Here is a 22,877-nt window from a genome sequence, read left to right on the forward strand (position 1 = left end):
TTATAGGTAAATTTCTTGAAAAATTTAACCCTGTTTAAAAAATTTAAATAGCGTTGCTACATATTGAATGTAGCAACGCTATTATTTTCTATATTAGAAATTAGACATCTTTATTATTGCTATAGGGAAAGCTGTTTCAGGTCTTTTCACATGAAGATTCCTCTAAGCCAAATGCCCCCTCCCTAATACACTTGTTGCCTCTGAAAATAACTATTTAAAAATATGGTTGCTAATTTCATTTCAATCTTCCTTGCACCCAAGTGGCAATATTATTTATAACATACTCTGGGATATTAGCAGGCTATAATATTCATTCGATTGACTTAATTCTCCATCTCCTTCTGTAAAGAAGTGATTTCACTTTCGATACAGTCGATAATTAATGTTATCTCTCTCTTAATTGTTCTTTCCAAAAAGGATTATCTATCATTCTTTATGAATAACATCATTACATTGATCTTTTTTCGAGAGTACAATTCCTTTATATAATTGAACTGTAATCAAGTAATAAATCGAGTAAATTACTACAAAAATAACAAGTGGTAACCAAATACGAGAGTACGGATTGATTAAAATAGGACTAAACATGTTCATACCAAATAATATATGAGTAATCCCGACAATTGCTGGGAATAAAAATATGAAGTATAACTCTTTATAGATTGAGTTTGTTAATAATTCTCGGCGGACAACAATTTTACGAAACGTTTGATAACGTGCCACATCTTTTGATGCTCCCGACAGAACTTTAAACATTAAGCAACTTGCCATCGTTGCTAAAAATGCAACTCCAACGAAGAACCCGATAAACATTAGTCCGCTAGCAAAATCATGACTCACAATATTGTGACGAAAAACCGGGAAAATAATAATAACTAGTTACTATTATTATTTATTTGTCACTTTTAAAGTATCTAACACTATCTTGGTTGCTTCTGCAATAAGCTTATCATCGTATTTAGCATCCTCTTTATCATGATTAGAAAGTATCGCAAGAACAATTGGTTTTTTATTTGGTGGCCAAATAATTGCGATATCATTTCTGGTTCCATAAGATCCCGAGCCAGTCTTATCAGCTACTTCCCATCCTCCTGGAACTCCGGCACGAATTAAGTTATCTCCGGTAGTATTCCTTTTCATCCAATCTATTAATAAATCCCGTTTCTCAGTTGAAAGTACATCTCCTAGCGTAAAAGCCTGAAGACTAGTAGCTAATGCCTTTGGGGTACTAGTATCACGTACGTCTCCTGGAAGCACTTCGTTTAATTCTGGTTCAAAACGTTCAGGATTTGTAACGGTGTCTCCTACTTCTCTTAGTGATTTTTTGAATTCACTAGGTCCACCTAATTGTTTAAGAATAAGATTTTGTGCAGTATTATCACTATATCGAAGAGAAGCATCTGCAAGCTCTTTCAGGGTCATACCACTATCAACATACTTTTCTGTAATTGGATTGTAATTAACAAGATCTTCACGGGTATACAAAACTCTTTGATTTAGATCTTCTATTGATTTCTTTTGTAAAAGTACTCCCACAGCTAAAGCTTTGTGAGTAGATGCGTATGCAAACCGTTCATCTGATTGATAAGTAACGGTTTGATTCGTATCAGTGTCCAATGCATAAATACCGAGTTTAGCATCAAATTCTTTTTCAAGTTTAACAAAAGAATCATTACCAGTAATTTCTTGTTTGATTTGATTTGTTTGTTTCGTTTGTTTAGGTAATTCAGATTGAGTATTACCATCGGAACAGCCTATAAGCGTTGCACATGAAAGAAATACTACAGGTACCATCTTTTTGTAATGTAAAATGTTAAAAAACTTGTTTAAGACTATCATACATTTTCAACCTCTTTCAAGAATATATGTTTTTTAGGTGTTATACATATCGATACAATTAAAGAGTGTATCGGATATCACTCTCTTGCATCTCACTTTTCATAAAATGAGTGAACTATCATGAACCCCTGTTTTATACGTATACTTAATAGACAACCTAAATAACAAGTTTGTTCCATTTTTATCAGTAGTCGTATCTAGAAACCTAAAAAAGTCCATTTAGAAAATCTAAATGGACTTTTTCACTCATATAATCCTATCTATAGTTAAACGAATAAGATTAAATAAATTTAATTTTTCTTATTTTATCTAATAAACTGTTTAGGCATTTCTTTAACGTGCTTATCGTCATCACGCCAATCATAGGTTTCTTTCTGTGAAACATCTAAAGTTTGATCTCCAATTCTAACAATATTCTTATTTACCCATTCAATATATGGATCTGTATCTGGATAGTTCCAATATATATTTTTCTCTGAATCTGTATCAAGGTTAACTAATTCACCCCTAACAGCATCCGCACTTAATGATCCTGCATTATGAAAATAAGTCTTGATGAGATATTTTCCATCTGGAGATTTCACTGTTCGAATGAATTCCCCTTTTGGAACACCTTGCAAACTAAAAAGTTTCCAATATCCAAATCCAATTATAATTACTAACATAGTAAGTATAGTTAGTAATACTTTTCTTTTTGTTTTTTTAATTTCACCTTTTGTATTTATAATACTCATTCAACTCCATTCCACAGAACGCATACCATATTATACCATTAAATAAATGGTATAATATATCAAAAATAAAAATCCTCCCGTAATAGCATTATAAAAAGGGCATGTGATGGTCTCCCTATTTATAAAGTGAAACTTTAATCACCCTCACCAATCTGGCTGCCCGTTAATGCGGGATAATCATGAAAATTCCCCTTTAAGAAAAAAATAAAAAATCAGACAGTATACTTGAATTGCTCTTCGCATGAGAATATACTAATAAAGCAGGCTATGACGTTCCTTCCTTCTAACTTCTTTGGCCAAATAGGGATGTTACTTTCCTGCTAAACACATAGGCTATGACAATTCTTCCTTCTTTGTAGAAATTTCAAATTGTTTTAGAGTTGTCAATTCCCTATGAAAAATAATTAGACTATAAAACCTCTTTCTTCTTTGGGATTGCATAAACTTTAGTTTATCAACCATTGATGTAGAGGTTTTCTTTTCTTAATTAACAAATTACCACTTAACAACTAAATGTTATATCCCTAATTTTCCACTAAAAAATAGCTATGTACCCTCTGTGCATTTTTCTACAATTAGTGTGTTTATACATATAAAAATAAAAATCTACCACTGAAAGGAGGACAGTCAGACTATTCCCCTCTTTTATAAGGCGTGAATAGCTGGCGTTCTCATGAAAAATTCTATTTACATAAGAAGAAGTTTGAAAGTAATTATAAAAAGAGAAGAAAATAAACTACCGAACATTTATTTAGCCACTGTTTTAAAAAACTTGGAAAATTTAGGATTTACTTTTTCCGAGCCTTTAATAGAAGAGTTGCAAACACTTTCGGTTGATGCATTCACATCGTTTTACAAAGAGTTGGTAAAACATTTAAAAGAAATGGTTGGAGCACATATTCAGTTTACTCCTATGTATCCAAACTTTCCGCAACAAATGATGGATTTAAGTGACGCTGATTTATACATTAATGCCATTATTCATTATGTGACGTTGCGCCTACCTGTATCAAAAGTAGAAGAACGACTCCCTCTTTTAGATAGAGTTGATTTGAAAGTTATTGACTTAGGAAGTGAAGAAGATTTCAATCAAATGATTTCTCAATTGATTAGTGCAAACAGCTCTATTTCCTCAACTGATAAGACGGATGTAGAATGGGCTATTACACACACTGAAGATGTTTCCTGTTTTCTACCTAATGTAATTCCTCATAAGGAAAATATGTCTTTTATAATTGGGGTTTTATTAATAAACAGAAAAATATCAGCCGATGCTGCTGCAAAGTATTTTAAAACAGCAACTGATGTTCTTCGCCTTGCAGTTGCTTTATCTGAAGGCGATGTGAGTTTAGCATCCTCCGTCCGATTCAAAAAGTTTAACCGAGCAGAAAGACGCTTCCTTTTAGGATTGTTAGAGCAATGCGGAAACATTACCGAAGATATGCTTCGATACAAAAAACGTTGGATTCGTTTAGGTGAAATTCTTCATCCAGCAGAATATCATACTCGTTTCCCAAAAACCCACCGAGCATTTGAGATTCTTCGCAACAACATTAAAGTTGAAACATTTAATGGAAAAATAGAAGCAGCTTTGTTGAATCGTGATATCATGACAGCGAAAAATCTTTTAAAAACTCGCCCAGGGGAATTTGCCAGACGCTTGGATCATTTAATCCGTTTATGTAGTGATAAGTCAACAGATGTTTTCAATATTCTCGAAGATTTTCTAAGTATAATAGGAAACGTTTCTACTCCTGTATTACTTCAACTCACAGCTCATTTTAAGCATCGAAATGATAAAAATGAATTTCGTACCTTTTTTCCAAAGGGAAATGTAGCAAAAGCTATAGGTATCGAAAATACACTTCCATTTATCTCAGAGGATATTTGTTTAATGATTGTAAAAATGTGTGAAGATACTTTAAAAAATCGCTTCGCAGAACTTCCAAGTCTCGGAAAAGTATTTTTGGATGAACAGTTAAAAAATCACTTAGTTCCCTTCTCTCAACGTTCAGCCAGCAAAGCGCTTCGCACATTATCTCGAGGAAGTAAAGTAGATTTGCCAGAAGGAGATACGATTCGTTTTTTCCTATGGTGGAAAGAAGGCTATGTGAATGGACAACATACAGGACGCGTTGACATTGATTTATCTGCTGCAATGTACGACGAAGATTGGCAATACAAAGAACATGTATCCTTCACGAACTTACGTTCAAAAAATTTCAAAGCCTACCATAGCGGAGATATTACTTCTGCACCAAAGGGGGCATCTGAATTCATTGATTTCGATATTCCGTCTGTGCTGAAATATGGTGCACGCTATGTAGTCATGACTTTGCTTTCTTACACAGACCAACCGTATAAAGATTTACCAGAATGCTTTACTGGTTGGATGGTTCGTCAATATCCTGGTTCAGGTGAAACATTTGAACCTTCTACTGTTCAAGATAAAGTGGATATTACTGCCGACACCCAAATCTCTATTCCAGTTATTTTAGACTTAAAGGAACGAAAATTGATTTGGACAGATTTGTCTCTTACAAGAGATCTAACTTATGATAATACCATCGAGGCTAATCAAAAAGGTATGATACTAGTTGGAAAGGCTTTAACTAATTTAGTTAAACCGAATTTATATGACTTGTTCCGATTACATATTGAAGCTAGAGGTGAACTCGTTCAAGACATCGAAGAAGCAGAAAGCATTTTTTCTTTGGATAAAGGGATTACTCCTTTCGATATTGAAAAAATAATATCTGATTTTATAGCTGACTCAAAAGGCTAACTACATTACAAACATTGATAATGCGTGGAAAATATCGATGTATAATGTCTATGTGAAACAGGACCTGATAGATGCATATCAGGTCCTGTTTTTTATTTAGTAGATACTAAATAGTCCGGTTAATCACTATTCATCTAAATACACTATACTAATAAAGTGAAATTTATTCGAAAGAAGTTCATTAGTTAATATGTATCTAATTAAGAAACAGTCATATACCAGCCCAAACATCTTTTCCATATCGCCCTTCATCTTGCACACGATCCAACCAATTTCTTGCTTCTTGTTCACTGACTTCATGAATTTCTTGATATACTTGACAAAGGGTATCTTCTACATCCGGAGCCATTTTACTTCCATCACCACATATATAAAGATGAGCTCCATTATCTAATAACGAAATTAAATTGATTCTATCTTGTTTTATTAAATGCTGTACATATGTTTTTGGATGTCCCTCTAGACGAGAAAAAGCTGTGTGTAAAGAGATTAATCCATCTCTTTCATCATTTTCTAGTTCTGTACGATAAAGATAATCTTTTTCAGGATGACGACAACCAAAATATAGATGTGCTTCTCCTAAGTTAATACCTTTTTGCTTTTGAACACGACGCGCTTGCAAGAATCCACGGAATGGTGCAATTCCAGTACCTGGCCCAACCATAATAATTGGTGTTTCTGGATCTTTAGGTAATTCAAAGTTTGATTGTGGCGTTCGAATGAAACAGATAATCTCATCTTTATTATGACGCTGAGCTAAGTAATTAGAAGCGACTCCTTCATATGTCCCTTCCCCACTCCATGCAGGCGCATTAACAACACCGACCGTAATGCTCAGACGATTCTGTGCAACGAGTGGAGAGCTTGAAATAGAATAGTAACGCGGTTTGAGCGCAGGAAGAAGTTCTAAAAAGCGTTCAAATCGGATTTCACAAGCCTCATACTTTTCAAGAAGGTCCAACATTGAAATCCGTTTCTTTAGTATTTGTTCATGGTAAACTCCTTCTTCTAATAATGCTTCCAATTCTTTTTTATGAGGAGGACATGCTGTGAATGTTACCATTTCTCGTATTTGTGCTCGAGTGGCTGCTTCTTGAACTTCAACACTATAACTAAGAAGGTCCAATAAACTAACAGGACTGTCTAAAGGTATGTGATTTATACTTCGTCCACTTGCACTCAGTATAACTTGATCCTTCCCATTTAATCCAAAACGTTTTAAAATTCGGTTGATATTTTTCTCGCTATTAACTGGCAACACTCCAAGGTGGTCTCCTTCTTTATATGTAGCGCCTTCTGGCAAGGATACCTCGATATGTCGTGTACTTCTATCACTACTGGATGATTGGAGTTCACGATTTTCTAGTATAGATGCATAAACTGCTTCATATGTTCGTGCAAGAGGAGATCCTCCAAGACGACTGACAAATTGCAAACTCAAAGTACTGCGCTCTTTTTCCATATTTTTGTTGAGCTCCAATCCAAATGCCTTCATTGCATCAGACCACATACTTTGTTTCCATTGCTCAAGCTGTTCCTCGAAATCACCACTTGCATCTGCTTCTCCGCGTTTAGAAAATCTTGTTGCTCCTTTTTGAGCCATCTGCTCATCAATGTATCTTGGAATCCGTTGATAGGTACTAGCCCAATTATGATCTCCACAACCAAAAACTGCGTATTGAACACCTTTTAGCTCATCCGGTTTTAGTTCCTCCAACCATTGCACAAACTGCCCTGCATTACTTGGTGGTTTTCCATTATAAGAAGAAGTCACAATAAGTACCGCTCCTTCTTTTGGCAAACTTCCAATTCGATCGTTAAGAGCTACCACTTCCGTTTGAACCCCTTCTAAACTAGCTGTATCCGCTAATTCTCTTGCAATACCTTCTGCTACCCCTGTATCCGAGCCATACAGAACAAGAAGTGAAAGATTATCGGCCCCAATAATAGAAGGTGTCTTCTGAACGTGCTGCTTAATTTCATCGTTTTTCAGCTTGTCCTCTGTAGGTGCAAGAGCAGTAGGATGGCTAATAGTTTGTTTTCGGGGTAGAATCCTAATCTTAAAATCACCGGGCTTTAGCGTTAATGTTTGTTTTACGTCCAGCTGATAGTTTTGATAATCAATTAATTCAAAATGTTGAAGAAGCATTCCCATTACAAGAGTGGCTTCATGAAGTGCAAATTGCATACCGATACATGCTCTCTGGCCATTTCCAAATGGCTTATAAGCATGATGAGGAACCTTATCCAGCTCTTCAAATCGTTCAGGTTGGAATTCTTCCACATTGTCTCCCCATGCATCTTTATCCCTATGTAGCTGTGGAATAAGAACAGAAATACGATCTTCTCCTTTCTTAATTGGGTATTTCCCGCCAATCACTGTATCTTCTTTTGCATAGAGACTGAATGCTGGAGCGGTAGGCCATAGACGCAGTGATTCATTTAAAATCATCCGTATATACTTCAGTTTCATAACTTGTTGGTATGTTGGAGTAGGATCTGTCAAAACACGGTCTACTTCTTCATAGGCTTTTTTCAATTTATCCGGATTCTTTAATAAAAAGTAAATTGCAAAAGATAACAATCCACTTGTTGTCTCATGCCCAGCTATTAAAAAAGTGATAATTTGGAAACGAATGTTTTCATCATCTAATTTTTCACCAGTTTCCGGATCTGACACATTTAACATACGGGAAAGTAAATCATTTTCTTCCTGATCTCCACTACTTTTACGTTCAGCAATAATATTATCTACTAAAGAAAACATAGATTGGATATCATGCTGAAATTGACGTTTCGTTCTCCACATAAGTTTGTCTTCTATATCCAGCCGCTGCAATTGGTGCATCGCCTCATCTAGAGCACGGGTCATGCTAGTAATAAAAGGATGAGGGGTCTCACGATAAAAGCTATTAAATCGGTAATTAAAACCACATAGACCAATTGTATCTAACGTAAGACGAGTCATATCCTCCGGAACATCCACGTTTTCATTCGGATTAAGCCGTGCCCATTTTTGAACGAGTTGTACAGCAATATCAACCATCATAGCATGGTAATCTTTCATTGCCCGTTGGCTAAATGTAGGCATCAAAATATTATGAGCTTTTTTCCAGTTAGGCTCGTGAGTCTCGCTTGTAAATAATCCGTCTCCAGCAAAGGCGCGAACTTTTGCTAAAGCACCCTCTATACTTTTATCGAACCGTGTTTCGTCACAGACTTCTGCTACCAGTTCATGTCCGGAAACGACAATAATGGTATCACTTAAAGTTTGAATTTGAAAAATGGGACCATACTCTTCCGCTATCTTGATAAAGGATAGGGTCGGTTTATCTTTATCGATTAATGGGAGATTACCCAGCGGTCCATATGTTTTCGGCTGAGGAATGGCAGATACTTTTTTTTCCATTTAAAACACCCTTTCAAAAAAGCATGAAATAACATATCCCATTTAATAAAGAGGAAATAGCAACTAATCGCCTGGGATAAAGATATGTAATTGATTACCTTATTTTATCTTTTCCCTAACTATTCATGATTATGATATTACGTATAAGCTTGGCAATTAGATTTATAACTTGTAGAAAAATACTAAATTAAAATGAAGCGAATAAATATAGTTGGAGCCTTTTAATGTTGGTGTTAAAAGATAATCTAAACTTGTAATGTTTATGAGAAATTGCAAACGGATCTCATCTCTTGTATTTGTTTATAAAAACGATTATTTTGATTCATTTTCTTCTAAAACACCCCAAAAATAGAGAAGTTGACGAGCTTAAGATTGTAGTATTCGAAAAATCAGTAGTTTAGTTAAACCAATACGATAAGCAAGTATACCGTGTTACTAATGAAAGAGGACCTGATATGAACATCAGGTCCTCTTTTACTATATAATTATTTCCCTGCTTCTTTTAGTTCTTTTCCAGCTTTAAATACCGGCGCCTTAGCAGCAAAAAACTTGTAGGAATCATTATCAAGCGTTTTATTTTTCTCTACCGATTTAGCTTCTCGACAGCTTCCGCACTTGTATCTACACGTTTAACGAAAAAAACTAATAGTAGTGCAACAACATTCATGCCAAGCGCTACATAAAACGAATATTGAATTCCAGATAATAAAGCCTTCTGAGTTACTATTGCCTTCGTAGTTTCTGTAAAGGTTGTTGGATCTATATGAGACATTAAACTTTCAGCTTTTGTTTTTGTTACAGAGTTCATAATCGTAACAAGAATAGCAGTACCAATCGAACCGGACACTTGTTGAGCCGTATTATTAACAGCTGTACCGTGCGGGTTTAAGCGAGTTGGCAATTGATTAAGACCATTTGTCATAAGTGGCATCATAACCATCGCCATCCCAAACATCCGCAGTGTGTAGATAAGAATAATATGTGTGTGACTAGAGTCAATTTGCAGACTTGCCAACATATAAGTTGAAACAGCTGTAATGGAAAGCCCCACTATGCCAAGAATCCGAGGACCATATTTATCAAATAGTTTACCTGTAATTGGTGACATAATCCCCATTATAACCGCACCTGGAAGCATCATCAGTCCAGAGCTCAGCGGAGAAATGCCACGGACGTTTTGTACATAAGCTGGTGTTAAAATCATACCCGAAAACATGGCCACCGCGTTGACAATTGCAATTACAGACGCAAGTGCAAACATTGGGTACTTGTAAACACGTAAATCCAATAACGGCTCATCCATTTTTAATTGACGAATAATGAAAGCAATTAGGGCAATTGCGCCTATGATTAAGGTTGTTAAGACAACTTTATTTGTCCAACCATCGGAGCTTGCAGAACTGAATCCATATAACAAACCGCCAAAACCGACAGAAGATAATAGTAATGAGAGATAATCAAGTTTTGCATTTTTGTTTTGTTTCATGACATTCTCAGATTTCCAAATCCCTAACAGTAAGCTAATGATTGCTAACGGTAAAATCATTTCAAAAAGCAAACGCCAGTCATAATACTCTACAATATAACCTGATAGTGTCGGCCCAATTGCTGGAGCTGTAATCATAACTAGTCCAAAAATCCCCATTGCTGTTCCCCTTTTTTCTCTTGGAAAGCTTACTAGCATAATATTCATTAACAAAGGTCCCATAACTGAAGAACCTGCCGCTTGAACCATCCGACCAGTAAGTAATAAACCAAAGTTAGGTGCTACAGCCGCTAAGGCAGTACCAAGAATAAAAATCACCATAGATGTAATAAATAGGCTCCTATTGGAGAAACGCGTTATTAAAAATGCTGAGGCCGGAATTAATATACCACTTACAAGCATATACCCTGTAGAAAGCCACTGGATCGTTGAATAATCTTGAATGTTTAAATCTTTCATTATTGATGGCAAGGCTACATTTAAAAGGGAGTTATTTAGAAATGAAACAAATGCCCCAATAAAAAGGATTACAAGCATTACATATGGTGGTTTTCTTTTATGTAATGTTTCACTCATATATTTAATTGCCCCTTCATTATAAATTTCATTGATTCGTTTAAATCGTTTACATATTTGCACAAGAAAATATTACCCTTGCAGTATTTTGCCAAACTCTTCGAATGGATATTCTCTTTTTAGCAATTCCACTTGCTCAACATACCATTTTAAAATCTTTTTGTTGATTAAACCTTTATAAAAATGTTTGTTAACGGAATTTAAATTAGGCTGAAATACAAAAAAGAAGCAACTGAAAATCCCCTTCTAAAATAAAGTGAAGCTTTAAATCAATGAGAATTTTACAGGCAGCGAGAAAAATCAAAAAGACTACGCACCCATTCCTTTAAATACAGGCTTGTAGATCTAGTTATGTAACCATCCATAAAAAGGAATATTACATAGGCTAAGTCTAACATTACATTTTTAAAGTGAGGAGAATAAGCGTATGGACCAATATTGGTATTTGAATTCAAAGGGAAATGGGCAACAATATACTAACCAAATTTCATTATATTCACAGCCCGAAATAACTACATCTGAGGTAATGAATGATTTGAAGCTTCCTGAGAATTGGAGTTACCGAGTCTATCCAGTTAGTTGGGATTCATCAGCCAATTATACGGGGTTCAATCCCCAACCTCCTCCCTTCTCTTGGGGGCAGCAGCCAATTAATTATGCAGAGATACTACCACAAGGTCACCCTGCTAATTGGACTCCATTACCAGGTCATGCAGGTTTTAATTTTCAAAAACCTCCCTTCCCCTGGGCGCAACCATTCAATCATACAGGGATGTTCGCACAAGGTCATCTCGCAGCTTTACTATCGCCGCCAGCTAAGGCTTTTAAATTCAATACCAATAACGGGGGGATTTTCGGAAACTCTCCAGGATGGGGTGGTCCGTGGGCCCCAATGGGATGGGGAAATAACGGAGGTAACAGTCAGCTAGGAATGCTTGGAAACTTACTTACAGCAGGAAAAGGCACCATGAGTGGAATAGGAATGATCAGTAGTCTAATCGGGATGGGGAAGTTCTTCTTTTAGTTAATTAGAACAGGAGAATGTGGCTGTAGCTTTAATCAGCCACATTTAAGGACAGTAATCTCCCACCTAACTTCCTAGCATAGCATTCGCGGAAATTTTAGGTGGATATGTATTGTTACAAGTTACTGTTTTACTTTGAGTGCTCCTTTACTTTCTTATCAAGTGCCTTACTATAAGCATCTTTGTTTTCCTGTGATAACTCATAAATTGCTTTTTTCCAATGCTCTCCGTCTACACCTGATAAAAATTCAGTACCTTTCATTGTAGCTTCTTGAATCTTCTGTTTATCTTCTTTACCAGCATCCTTAATTAACTTCGTTGCTTTTCTTACCTCTGTTACCCCTTCTTGTATGGATTTGTGAATGTCTTTGTATGTATCAGGTACTTTTATGTGTTCCATATTGTCTAAAATTTTATCTATCTCGTTTGATGTTTTTAAAACAGCTTTTGCTTTTTCTTTGTCCTTTAAGGATTCTCCTAAGTTTAGTAACAGTTCATCCTTCTTAAATTGGAACTCTACCACTTGCTCACATATGTAGTACGGATACTGTTGTTCAGAAATTACTGTTTTCGTTATTGCTTTACTAGTTTGCTCAGTCTTATGAGTAGAATCTTTATCTCCTACCTCGCATCCGACTAACAGCATAAATGGAACTGCTAACGTTACTAGTTTCTTTGCTCTCATTATGTATTCTCCTTGTAGAAAGTATTGTAAGTAATTAACATATCAAACTATAACATACATTACATTATGGTTCACTTCCATTACGCTTTTAAAATATAAAATAAGAATACACCCCATAAGCCACAAATAAGATTAATAGAATAGAAATGCCGAGTACCGTATATATAATCCATTTTAAATTTGAATTCATATCATCCTCCCGCCTCCCAACAATTCCATTATATAACAAAAAAGCATTGGATACCCAATGCTTTTTACACTTACGCAAATAAAGAAGTATTCGCATATAAAGCTGGTGAACCACCTGAATGTACGAATAAAATATTGTCTTCCTTATTAAATTTATCTTTTCTAATTAAGTCGATTAATCCCGCTACTGCCTTACCTGTATACACTGGATCAAGTAAAATACCTTCTGTTTTCGCAAGTAACTGAACTGCCTCTACCATTTCCGGCGTTGGTAACGCATAGCCTGGTCCTACATATTCATCAAAGCACGTAACAGCGTCGCGCGAGATAAAGTTTGGAATACCAACATGTGCTGAAGTTTCATCTACAAGTTTTGCTACTTTCTCTTCTTGCTCAGCTTTTCCTCTACTTACGTTAATCCCGATTACAGGAATATGGCTTTGTGTTCCAGAAAAACCAGTAACTAAACCAGCATGCATACCGCCGCTACCACTTACACAAACAACTGAACTGAAATCAATTCCTTGCTCAAATGATTGCGCCATAATTTCTTGCGCACAAGCAACGTATCCCATAGCACCCGTAGGGTTTGATCCACCAACTGGAATTACATATGGTGTATTACCTTTTTCACTTACTTCTTGTGCTACTTTATGCATTTCTTCCATAAGATCTGCTCCGTTCGGTACAACAATGACATTTTCAGCACCTAATAAGTGATATAAGAAATAGTTTCCGTTAAAGTCTCTCTTCTCTTCTGGCTCAAGCCCTTCCTCTAATACAAGGATACATTTCATTTTTTCTTTTACCGCAGCTGCCAGTGTCAGGCGGCAATGATTTGACTGAATACCACCAGCTGTAATTAACGTATCTGCACCATTTTCCTGTGCATCCGCAACTAAAAATTCTAACTTTCTCGTCTTATTGCCACCAGCTGTTAAACCAAGTAAATCATCTCGTTTAAAATAAATAGTCGGGCCACCAAGTGCTTCAGAAAAGTTGTTTAACTTTTCAATTGGTGTATATGATTCTGTATATTTTTTTCTCGGGAATTTAGCTAAATTCATTGTAACGCTCCTTTTGTACTTCTTTCACAATATATGTAACGTTACTATTATTACACGTAAAAATGGTGAAGTCATCTTTCTCGGTTAAAAATGTATTAAAATTCGGTACATGAAATTTATATCGGCGGTTTTTCAAATATATCAGCGATTTTCAATTTATATCGGCGATTTTCAAAATATATCAGCGATTCTCAATTTATATCGGCGATTTCTCAAATATATCGACTTACCGACAAAAAGTGACAAAATAAAAAGAGCCCACACATTCAAATGCAGACTCCCTCCAATCACTTATTTACCGAAAAACGAAGTAACTGTGTTAATCCCGGCTCTAAATTCATTTCACCTTTATGGCGTACGTATACGACTTTATCCCCATCAAATTTCGGAGGGTTTGCTTTACTATACGTATGCCACTCATTCGTTCCTTCTATAGAATACTCCATATATTCAGTTGCACCGACAATTATATTTCCACTATCATCTGCCGTTACATTTGGTGCCATCTGCGCAATTTTTGAATCACTAATTAATAACTTCTTTATATCCTTATCACGTTTGTAATCGTAAGCTGTCACAATTACATCGTTACCATATGCTTTCACTTGTAACCCTTGTTTAAATGAATAGCCATCTGGAGCAGTTTTCTCTCCTCCATTTGGTCCTGCTGACATCCAGCCTGTTTCAATCCCGCCCGTATTTACAACAGTGAAACCTTTTTCATCTCCACCTTTAATTTTCTTTTTACCAGCCCAGTCAGGTAAGTTTAAATCCCAATGCGTATGACTCGTGAAGAAAACAACCTGCGGATAGTCTTTTAATATATCGTACAATTTATCCACGTTTAAATAATCTTGTAAATATGGTGATTGTCTTGATCCAGATACTGTATCAGGTAAAACGTGATGAGAGAAAATAAAGATTGGTTTATTTTTATCTTTTTGACTATACTCTTCTAAATTTTGTTTTAACCAACCTAATTGCTCATCACTCATATATACTTCATCCCACATTTTTGAATCGTGGTATTTCATATATTTTTCAGTTCCTAAAAATAAAAGTGGATAGCCATCTAATTCTTTTTTATGATATACCTTTTCTTGTCCACTAAATTTCAGATAGCGGTTAAATAAAGTTTCCTCAGTTACACCATTTGGCCATGTACTTTGGGAGAGTTTCCCATCTGCTGTCCATTTACCAGCATAAAACTCATGATTCCCAACAGTAGACCATACATTTTCCGGATGCTTATTTTTATTTAACACACGCTTTACATCATCATATTGTGACTGTTGTCCAGTCGGCGTTATATCCCCATTCATAATAAGCGCTCTAGAAAGTGGCGTTACTTTATTCATATCTTTTAATACGTGATCAAAATCTCCTAAATCACCTTGAATGTCACTAATAACATTAAAAGTTGTAGCTGATTTTCGAACTTGCTCTTTCCCTTCCGCATGTGCTGAAAATGTCGGTAATAATGCCGCCATAACTGCTAACGAAGCAACTGTCTTTTTCATACAAATTCTCCCCCTAATAATAGAATGTACAAACTGACATATTCTGCTTTCTCTTAGGTGCTTGTCCAATTCATATTATAGGGGGAGATTGTAAAGATTAATGGAATAAAAAATTAAGTGTTTTTTAAGAGATTTTGTCTTTTTTCACACTCCACAATTAGCAATTCGCGCCAATATAGCTTTCTAGTCTTTTACATTACATAAATGTAAATGAATATGATGAATCTCTTAGTTTAATATGTTGTCTTTTTAATCTCTGTTATATAACCGCCACAAAATATGCTATCTTTTCAAGTTCTCTTTCTTTAATAAACGTTACTCCTCTTTTAATTAGCCTTAAAATTGTAAAGTGGCTTAATAATATGTTTAATATCAATTGTTTCTTTTGTATTCTCAATAATTTCATCCATTGGCTTATATACCATTGGCGCTTCATCTAAAGTACTTTCTGCAACAGATGTAGTCCAAACCTCTGTCATTGTATTTTGAAAATCCTCTAAGTTAAGTACTTCTTTCGCCTTCTTGCGACTCATAATACGCCCTGCTCCATGAGGGCCAGAAAAGTTCCAATCTGGATTTCCTTTACCAAATGCAATGATTGAACCATCTCTCATATTGATTGGAATGATTACTCGTTCATCTTTCTGAGCTGAAATAGCACCTTTTCTTAGAATCATATTGTCCATATCGATGTAGTTATGGATTGTAGTGAATTGATCTGTTACTTTCCAATCCATTGTAGTGACGATTTCATCAATCATTGCTTTACGATTTAACTCCGCATATTTTTGTGCAATTTTCATATCATTCATGTAATCTTTAAATCCTTGTCCTTCTAAATAAGCTAATTCTTTACGAATCACCGGTTTCTTAATTTCACGTAAAGCTTCATGTATTTCTTGTTGTCTGCCTTCTTTCGTTAAACGCTCAATAATTTCTTCTTTAATAGATTTAACGTTTATAAGTTGCTCGTAAGCAAAGTTTTGATAATACTCTGCTACTTGTTTCCCTAAATTACGCGAACCACTATGAATAACAATGTATACATTTCCTTCATCATCCTCATTCAGTTCGACAAAATGATTGCCCCCGCCAAGTGTACCAATACTTTTTTGAGCACGTTGCAATGTAAACGGGGCTCTTACACTATCAAAATCAATCATTTTTGAAAATCTATGTTCCTTATCTCGAATACGAAAACCACTTGGGACAAATTTACGTATCGTTTCGTCTAAGTAATCGAAGTTGATTTCCTCTTTTTTCTTATTAATTATAACAACCTCCATGCCACAACCAATATCGTACTTACCTCCCAGTTTCCTGAAAGTGTGGACTATATCTTCTCTACAGTCATCGAGATATGCAGTCTCTACTGTAGGCTCACCGTATTAATTATTCCTCTTCAACTCAAAATGGATGAGGAATAATTCTGTACCTTAGTCTGCTAACATGGTACAAGTCTCTGAACCATTCGATTATGTCACCATAACCACTGGCTGCTGATTGCCCTCGCCTTTTATCGTTAGGGTTCCCAGTCAATTGAGTGAGTAGTTTAAAGTCTGAGCCGATTAGTTAACCCCGACTAAATTAGGAACAATCTTATCTTGAATTGTCATTGTTGTCCCAATCGTGCAACCTGCACCCGCATGTGTATCTGGCATAATACGAATCTTGCTATCCTTTACGAATTCTTGGTTACAAAGATCAATAATTTGACCTGCTGCCGTTTCTTCTACATTCGTAGTATATACTTTCGCTTCATTGTATTTTCCTCGTAATTTCAACATCTTCTATTTCCCCTTTCCTTTAGTTTCTACAAAACATTAATTTATACATATTATACATTTACATAATATGTAATATGTATATCAATATATTTATAATTATATTTTCCACCACTACAGCTCATTTCCTTTTTTATAAAAAAAGACACAGAGATTCCTCCCCATGCCTACTAATTTCCTACCTTTTCACCGCATGCACATAATGCACTGTCTCAAAAGCTTTCAAATAATCGTTTCGTCCTTCAAAATATAATGTATTTATATCTTCTGGCGATAAATGTTCATAAATGAGTAAGCCCGCCTTCTCTAACAGTGCTTCCATTTCGGCATAAGAAAAACATGATTTCATCGGTTCTCCGCCTACCGCAGCCATTTTCACCATATTTTCAACTCGATTGGACAGTCCCTTTTCCGTAAACAAGTTTTCATCGGGATAATCGAAAACGATAGAACTTCCTGCCGGAACCACCTCAAATAAACATTCTATTAAACTAGAAAGTTCCTCTTTCGTTAAATAGTACGTTACACCTAATAGACTAAAGAACGTCTTTTTATTTTCAAATCCTTCATTCCGTAACTGCTCATAGAAAAATCCTTTCGTGAAATCCATCGAAACAAAATGAAGGTTATTTGGAACTTCAATTTCTACTTCTTTTATTCTTTCCTTCTTAAACGCCTGCGTAGAAGGATGATCCACTTCAAATATTTCTATTTTATTTTCTAATTCTCGGTGTCTAAAACTGAACGTATCTAAGCCTGCACCGAGTATGACGTATTGTTTCGCTCCTAATGTAATTTCATGTAGTAATACTCTTTCACAATATGCGGCACGTGCTAAAGGTGTTGGTGATAACTGAACTTGTGTAATCCATTTTAATATTTCTTTTGGATTGTCTTGAAACTGCTCTGCAATGTCTGTATTGAAAAAGTGAATCCCTTGAACCATGTTCGTTTCAATATTATTACGTTCTTTTTGTGAAATGAAATCTTTAGCTACATAATCATTAAAGATTTTAGGACTATCAAATTCACTATGATACGCCCTTCCGAATGCTGATACTAACGACGTTACACTTGCTTCACCTTGTTTCACGCACATACACTCTCCTTCATTTTCACAACAAAAATAGGGTTCCCCTGGCCAGGAGAACCCTATTATACACCTTATTTTTATATTGGTAAATTATAGCATAAATAAGTTTTTTTGTAAAGTTTTCAGCCTACTAACGCTCCAATAATTTGTGTAATCTCTAGCAGGAAGATTTCGATCTACACCGAATATTCCAGTTCATAACAATACAAATGGAGGGCGTCATGAAAAGATTAGTCTTCATTACAGTTGGAAAAACACACAGTGGAAAAACTACATTTGCAAGAGCATTAGAAAAAGAGTTACCCCACTCTTTCGTTATGGATCAAGATAATCAAGCTGAATTTATTAACACGCATTACGAAAAATTACAGCCGGCTAAAGGCCCTAATACATTTAAGCACGGTCTTTCAAAATTCATTGTTGATTATGCGAAAGAACATTCAAATTTACACCTTATTATTAGTAACTCCAATCGCAGTAAAAATGGAAGGTTATATTTACTAAACGAATTATTTCCACAGAATGAATATGTACGCATACTCGTTCATTTTGACATTCCAGATGATGTACTTTACGAAAGAGTGGCTCGAAGCACGCGAAGTACCAATATTTTTAGAGGTGGATATTCTAGTTTCAAAGAAGTATTTGATCGACAACAAACTGAATCACTTCACGATGATGTGGTAGATCCTATAGAAAATGAGGCTGATTATTTGTTTGTTATTCGCAATAATAAAGATATAAGCTTTACTATTGAAGAAATTGTTCATCTAGCTAAAGATTTATCCCCTACTCCAAAATAAGAGATTATAAAAATTACATAATCATAGATTATTATGCAAATACTTCCTCTAGACGGCGCAGATGGTATATAATGATGGAAGAATCTACTTCTATATGCTCATTTTTACACAAAACAGTTCATGCATATGAAAGAAAAGAGGTACAAAAATATGAAAACAAAAAAAACAATTGCTGCGTCTACACTAGCTTTAGCAATGATTGCTGGCGCGAACTCTGCTCATGCGGAAGTAAATGATGCTACTCCTCAGCAAAGTACGGGAGATCGATTAGCTGAAATTAAGCAACATAAACAAGAGTTAGATGCAAAATTGCAGCAACACAAAGAAAACGTGGATCAAACATTAAATGAACTTAACAAGGTTAAGGAAAATGTTGATACGAAGGTGAATGAACTACATGAACGTAAACAAGTTGCTGATGAAAAAATTAACGAAGTTAAACAGCATAAACAAGAACTAGATGCAAAACTGCAGCAAGACAAACAAATCGCCGAAGATAAAATCGCTGAAATTAAAGAGCATAAAAAACAAGTAGAAGATAAAGTTGCTGAAGTAAAAGAACATAAGCAAAATATCGATAACAAAGTGAATGAGATTAAAGAACATAAACAAACTGTCGATGAAAAAGTGAATGAAATAAAGCAACATAAAGAGAACATTGATCAAAAGGTTAATGAACTTAAGGAAGTTAAAAAACAAGTAGATGAAAAATTAGCTGAGTTAAAAAAAGCGAAACAAACTGCTGAGGACAAACTCGCTGAACTAAAAGAAAACAAGCCGAATACTGGTAACACGTTAGAGGAACTTAAGAAAATTAAAGGCAATTTAGACAGTCTTTCCGCTAACTTAGAACTAGCTAAACAAGATGTAAAAAACAAACTAGCTGAATTACAAAAGGCTAGAGAAGATTTACTAAATAAAATTAACGAAATTAAACAATCGAAACAAACTGTTTCAGATGATTTATCAAAGAAAAAACAAGACTTAGATATTAAAATCAACGACTTTAAGCATACTGAGAAAAAAATTGACGACAAATTAGCTGAGTTACATACAACGAAGCAAAATGTTGATAACAAGATTAATGAAGTATCACAGTCTAAACAAACGCAAGCAGATAATGGCACTAAAAACAATAACGCTAAAGAACTTCCTAACGCTGGTAGCGAGCAATCAAACAATATGGCTCTAGGAATGCTATCTGTATTAGGCGGTGTTTTATTACTTACTCGTAATAAAATTAAAACGTTATTCTCTAAATAAGTCCATAAAAAAAGGAAAACCGCACATACATGTACGGTTTTCCTTTTTTTATATTAACTGTCCATCTCGAAGCGTCAATATACGATCACATACATCAAGCATTCTTTCATCATGTGTAATCATAATTGCTGCTTTTTGGCTCTCTTTCACTTCGCGTTTCATCATTTCAACAACTTCACGTGCGCGTTTTGAGTCTAAGCTTGCCGTTGGCTCATCCGCTAATATTAAATCTGGGTTGTTCATGAACGCACGAGCGATTGCTACCCTTTGTTTTTCCCCGCCAGATAGTTGATTTGGATAATGATTCTTTCTTTCTCCTAATCCAAATGCCGCTAATAAATGATCTGCACGCTTTTCGGATTCTTGTTTACTTTCTTTTTTTAGCTTTGCAATGTAAAGTAACTGTTCTTTCACATTTAAATATGGAACAAGGTTTGCAAACTGGAAAATGAATCCAATTTTTTTCAAACGAATGTCTGTCATTTCCTTTTCTGATAACTGTGTAATATTTTGCTCACGAATGTAAATATCCCCTTTTGATGGTGATAATAATGCACCCGCGATTGATAATAACGTACTTTTCCCTGATCCAGAAGGACCGACGATTCCGATAAATTCTCCGGCTTTCACATCAAGCGATATCGGATGAAGGGCTGTTACTTCCGTATTCCCTTCTCCGTACACTTTACTTACTTTGTCTAATTTTAATAATGAAGTCATTACATCCCGCCTCCAATTGCTTCTAGCGCATCAACTTTTAATACTTGATATAACGAAATAAGTGTTCCTAAAATACTAATGACGATAAAGATTGCTGCATATTGTGCAATCATCGGTGCTGTTAATAAGAACGGCATACCTGCTGGTAAAATTTGTTCTAATCCTTGTACAAGAACAATACTAATTACCATCGCAACGACTGATAAGAATAACGCCTGTACGACTAAGCTATTTGCTAAATAAGAGTTCTTCGTACCAATTGCTTTTAATACGCCTAATTGCTGTGTTTTTTGCAGTGTAATGACGTAGAAGAATACGCCAATTAGTAATGCAGCGATAACTAGTAAGAATGCAATGATCATCGTTAATGTTCCTTGCTCTTCTTTAAATCCTGGAATACTTTGCAGTACTTCTTTTTTGTCAATTACGTGTGCATTTTTAATCTCTTTATCTGTGTTAAGTGCAATTGCACTATAATCTTTTTGGTTTGGTTGTGAAATAGCACCCCATACGTCTTCATTTACATAAACGACTGGTGTATGGCTAAACATTTGATCTTTCGTAAATCCGACGATTGTAAATTCTTTCTTTGAAACAGGATCGATAATTGTATCTCCAATATCGATTCCCTTCTCTTTAATCGATTCATCAGCAACCATCTCGTTGTTTGCTGTACCTAATTTCTCACCTTTTACAATGTTCGGTTCTAAAAATGAATCTCGTTCGCTTGAGAAAATAGCGATATCAACCTTTTTCGAACTATCTTTCTTTTCATATGTTGAAACTTTCACACGAAACGGAACGGCTTCTTTCTCGCCTACTTGATTTACTACGTTATCTACATCGTCTTTCTTAATTTGTGAACGAAGTAATTTATTTTCCGCATCATCTGCTAAAACGAACTTATTTGCCTCCATATTTTGAATCGATGAAGCATTATCATATGATAGTCCATTTGCTAATCCTGAAATAACAAGAACTAAAAATGATAATAACACCATAATCAGTCCGATTAATCCGTATCTTAATTTTGATTGTTTCAATTCACGCAGAGCTAAAAACATTTCGCTCGCTCCTTCCTCTTTCTTTCTATGCACTAATCATAAAAAAGAAATATGAACGGAATATGAACAGAAGATTACAGAGAGTAAGATTTAATTTTCAGAAAGTATTGAAAATAAATAGAATCCTTGATACAATTCAGTCAAATAATATTGACCGAGTAATTTAATTCAAGGAGTTGATCATGTTGAAGCCCGTATTAACACTAACTACTTATAGCCAACTAAAAGCATTAAGCGATCCATTACGTGCCGAAATGATGATACGTCTATGCGAACGTCCTTATACTGGACAATTACTATCTGAGAAATTCGGCATTTCAAGGGCGAAAATTCATTATCATTTAAAAGAATTAGAAAAGAATGGGCTTATAGAGATCGTTTATACAGAAGAAAAGAATGGGATTGTTCAAAAGTTTTATCAATCTGTCGCTAAAGGCTTCACCCCTGCCGCAGATCTATTACCTCATTTAGAAATATTAAGCGAATCAGGTCGCCAAATCTTTTTACAAATGATAGAAAGAACGAAAAGCCAAATTCTCGCTGCACCAGAAGAAGCTTTTACATTACAAAATGCAAGTGAAGATCCAGCTAAGTGGAATTACGTTTCATCCTGCTGGGAATTTGATGCTACGCCAGAACAATTTCAAGTGTGGGTGAAAAAGTTTTATGAATTAATGGCTGAATTAAACGAAATCACAAAAGGTGCAGATAAAGATCCGAATAGCAAACCTTATTATATTTCTACTACTGCACTTCAAATCGCTGAGAGAACAATGCAGCAATTTATTAAAAAAGAAGAAAAATCGTAATACGATTTTTTTTACCGAGACGGTCAA

At 35.2% G+C, this 22,877-nt stretch carries 18 protein-coding genes and 1 pseudogene; 5 read left to right on the top strand and 14 right to left on the bottom strand.

Features of this window, described 5'->3' with window-relative positions; translation table 11 throughout:
• Positions 1-235 precede the first annotated feature (235 nt).
• The 4 genes and pseudogenes from D1166_RS04150 to D1166_RS04165 all read right to left on the bottom strand — a co-directional run.
• Positions 236-427 (bottom strand): annotated as a pseudogene (locus D1166_RS04150) (alpha/beta hydrolase); the annotation flags it as partial.
• Positions 427-807 carry an ABC transporter permease gene (locus D1166_RS04155; protein WP_098022627.1) on the bottom strand — a complete coding sequence of 127 codons (381 nt, stop codon included), beginning with the start codon at positions 805-807 and terminating at the stop codon, positions 427-429. The gene D1166_RS04155 and the pseudogene D1166_RS04150, both read right to left, overlap by 1 nt.
• An 81-nt stretch (positions 808-888) precedes the next feature.
• The gene (bla, locus tag D1166_RS04160; protein WP_000636456.1) at positions 889-1,839 is read right to left on the bottom strand and encodes a class A beta-lactamase; all 951 of its coding nucleotides are present in this window, start codon (positions 1,837-1,839) and stop codon (positions 889-891) included.
• 305 nt (positions 1,840-2,144) lie between these two features.
• Positions 2,145-2,573 (bottom strand): DUF5412 domain-containing protein, encoded by a 429-nt coding sequence (locus D1166_RS04165; protein WP_000022538.1) that lies wholly within the window; start codon positions 2,571-2,573, stop codon positions 2,145-2,147.
• Positions 2,574-3,246: 673 nt separating this feature from the next.
• Between D1166_RS04165 and D1166_RS04170 the strand changes: the two genes are divergently transcribed.
• Positions 3,247-5,358 (top strand): TerD family protein, encoded by a 2,112-nt coding sequence (locus D1166_RS04170; protein ID WP_065845339.1) that lies wholly within the window; start codon positions 3,247-3,249, stop codon positions 5,356-5,358.
• Positions 5,359-5,569: 211 nt separating this feature from the next.
• Here the strand turns inward: D1166_RS04170 and cypD are convergent, their stop codons facing one another.
• Both cypD and D1166_RS04180 read right to left on the bottom strand, forming a co-directional pair.
• On the bottom strand, positions 5,570-8,767 hold the full coding sequence (gene cypD / locus D1166_RS04175) for a bifunctional P-450/NADPH--P450 reductase (RefSeq protein WP_097855640.1): 3,198 nt from the start codon (positions 8,765-8,767) through the stop codon (positions 5,570-5,572).
• 583 nt (positions 8,768-9,350) lie between these two features.
• Positions 9,351-10,829: a DHA2 family efflux MFS transporter permease subunit gene (locus D1166_RS04180; protein ID WP_000005138.1), complete on the bottom strand. Its 1,479-nt coding sequence runs from the start codon at positions 10,827-10,829 to the stop codon at positions 9,351-9,353.
• Positions 10,830-11,256: 427 nt separating this feature from the next.
• Here D1166_RS04180 and D1166_RS04185 point away from each other — a divergent pair, with 427 nt between their 5' ends.
• Positions 11,257-11,853, top strand: coding sequence for a hypothetical protein (locus D1166_RS04185; RefSeq protein ID WP_044795138.1), 597 nt, complete (start codon positions 11,257-11,259; stop codon positions 11,851-11,853).
• Positions 11,854-11,983: 130 nt separating this feature from the next.
• On the opposite strand, the gene D1166_RS04190 is transcribed toward D1166_RS04185, so the two are convergent.
• The 6 genes from D1166_RS04190 to D1166_RS04220 all read right to left on the bottom strand — a co-directional run bounded on the left by D1166_RS04190 (position 11,984) and on the right by D1166_RS04220 (position 18,197).
• The gene (locus tag D1166_RS04190) at positions 11,984-12,538 is read right to left on the bottom strand and encodes a hypothetical protein (protein WP_044795140.1); all 555 of its coding nucleotides are present in this window, start codon (positions 12,536-12,538) and stop codon (positions 11,984-11,986) included.
• Positions 12,539-12,798: 260 nt separating this feature from the next.
• Positions 12,799-13,794, bottom strand: a complete 996-nt coding sequence (gene cuyA, locus D1166_RS04200) for a D-cysteate sulfo-lyase (protein WP_001046619.1) — start codon at positions 13,792-13,794, stop codon at positions 12,799-12,801.
• Positions 13,795-14,081: 287 nt separating this feature from the next.
• On the bottom strand, positions 14,082-15,314 hold the full coding sequence (locus tag D1166_RS04205; RefSeq protein ID WP_088361171.1) for a DUF4073 domain-containing protein: 1,233 nt from the start codon (positions 15,312-15,314) through the stop codon (positions 14,082-14,084).
• Positions 15,315-15,640: 326 nt separating this feature from the next.
• Positions 15,641-16,600, bottom strand: coding sequence for an RtcB family protein (locus D1166_RS04210; protein ID WP_016111591.1), 960 nt, complete (start codon positions 16,598-16,600; stop codon positions 15,641-15,643).
• 282 nt (positions 16,601-16,882) lie between these two features.
• Entirely contained in the window at positions 16,883-17,101 is a 219-nt protein-coding gene (locus D1166_RS04215; RefSeq protein WP_000916247.1) for an RtcB family protein, read from the bottom strand.
• A gap of 175 nt (positions 17,102-17,276) precedes the next feature.
• Positions 17,277-18,197, bottom strand: a complete 921-nt coding sequence (locus D1166_RS04220) for a class I SAM-dependent methyltransferase (RefSeq protein WP_002098226.1) — start codon at positions 18,195-18,197, stop codon at positions 17,277-17,279.
• A 215-nt stretch (positions 18,198-18,412) separates the two neighbouring features.
• Here D1166_RS04220 and D1166_RS04225 point away from each other — a divergent pair, with 215 nt between their 5' ends.
• Entirely contained in the window at positions 18,413-18,994 is a 582-nt protein-coding gene (locus tag D1166_RS04225) for an ATP-binding protein (RefSeq protein ID WP_044307400.1), read from the top strand.
• A gap of 150 nt (positions 18,995-19,144) precedes the next feature.
• Positions 19,145-20,257 (top strand): LPXTG cell wall anchor domain-containing protein, encoded by a 1,113-nt coding sequence (locus D1166_RS04230; RefSeq protein WP_000850438.1) that lies wholly within the window; start codon positions 19,145-19,147, stop codon positions 20,255-20,257.
• Between the two features lie 48 nt (positions 20,258-20,305).
• Here D1166_RS04230 and D1166_RS04235 read toward each other — a convergent pair whose 3' ends face one another.
• Positions 20,306-20,977, bottom strand: coding sequence for an ABC transporter ATP-binding protein (locus D1166_RS04235; RefSeq protein ID WP_000202597.1), 672 nt, complete (start codon positions 20,975-20,977; stop codon positions 20,306-20,308).
• Complete coding sequence (locus D1166_RS04240; RefSeq protein ID WP_000477753.1) at positions 20,977-22,041, bottom strand: ABC transporter permease; 1,065 nt, start codon at positions 22,039-22,041, stop codon at positions 20,977-20,979. The genes D1166_RS04235 and D1166_RS04240 overlap by 1 nt, the downstream gene beginning before the upstream one ends.
• A gap of 185 nt (positions 22,042-22,226) precedes the next feature.
• Between D1166_RS04240 and D1166_RS04245 the strand changes: the two genes are divergently transcribed.
• Positions 22,227-22,850, top strand: coding sequence for an ArsR/SmtB family transcription factor (locus D1166_RS04245; protein ID WP_014895296.1), 624 nt, complete (start codon positions 22,227-22,229; stop codon positions 22,848-22,850).
• Positions 22,851-22,877: the final 27 nt, after the last annotated feature.

Origin of the sequence: Bacillus sp. ISO11 (assembly GCF_003458115.1) — a bacterium.
GTDB classification, from domain to species: Bacteria; Bacillota; Bacilli; order Bacillales; family Bacillaceae_G; genus Bacillus_A; species Bacillus_A cereus.

Coding starts and splice junctions, on each gene's coding strand:
- bla (WP_000636456.1), bottom strand. CDS start 1,839: ATGATAGTCTTAAACAAGTTTTTTAACATTTTACATTACAAAAAGATG.
- D1166_RS04165 (WP_000022538.1), bottom strand. CDS start 2,573: ATGAGTATTATAAATACAAAAGGTGAAATTAAAAAAACAAAAAGAAAA.
- D1166_RS04170 (WP_065845339.1), top strand. CDS start 3,247: ATGAAAAATTCTATTTACATAAGAAGAAGTTTGAAAGTAATTATAAAA.
- cypD (WP_097855640.1), bottom strand. CDS start 8,767: ATGGAAAAAAAAGTATCTGCCATTCCTCAGCCGAAAACATATGGACCG.
- D1166_RS04180 (WP_000005138.1), bottom strand. CDS start 10,829: ATGAGTGAAACATTACATAAAAGAAAACCACCATATGTAATGCTTGTA.
- D1166_RS04185 (WP_044795138.1), top strand. CDS start 11,257: ATGGACCAATATTGGTATTTGAATTCAAAGGGAAATGGGCAACAATAT.
- D1166_RS04190 (WP_044795140.1), bottom strand. CDS start 12,538: ATGAGAGCAAAGAAACTAGTAACGTTAGCAGTTCCATTTATGCTGTTA.
- cuyA (WP_001046619.1), bottom strand. CDS start 13,794: ATGAATTTAGCTAAATTCCCGAGAAAAAAATATACAGAATCATATACA.
- D1166_RS04205 (WP_088361171.1), bottom strand. CDS start 15,314: ATGAAAAAGACAGTTGCTTCGTTAGCAGTTATGGCGGCATTATTACCG.
- D1166_RS04210 (WP_016111591.1), bottom strand. CDS start 16,600: ATGGAGGTTGTTATAATTAATAAGAAAAAAGAGGAAATCAACTTCGAT.
- D1166_RS04215 (WP_000916247.1), bottom strand. CDS start 17,101: ATGTTGAAATTACGAGGAAAATACAATGAAGCGAAAGTATATACTACG.
- D1166_RS04220 (WP_002098226.1), bottom strand. CDS start 18,197: ATGTGCGTGAAACAAGGTGAAGCAAGTGTAACGTCGTTAGTATCAGCA.
- D1166_RS04225 (WP_044307400.1), top strand. CDS start 18,413: ATGAAAAGATTAGTCTTCATTACAGTTGGAAAAACACACAGTGGAAAA.
- D1166_RS04230 (WP_000850438.1), top strand. CDS start 19,145: ATGAAAACAAAAAAAACAATTGCTGCGTCTACACTAGCTTTAGCAATG.
- D1166_RS04235 (WP_000202597.1), bottom strand. CDS start 20,977: ATGACTTCATTATTAAAATTAGACAAAGTAAGTAAAGTGTACGGAGAA.
- D1166_RS04240 (WP_000477753.1), bottom strand. CDS start 22,041: ATGTTTTTAGCTCTGCGTGAATTGAAACAATCAAAATTAAGATACGGA.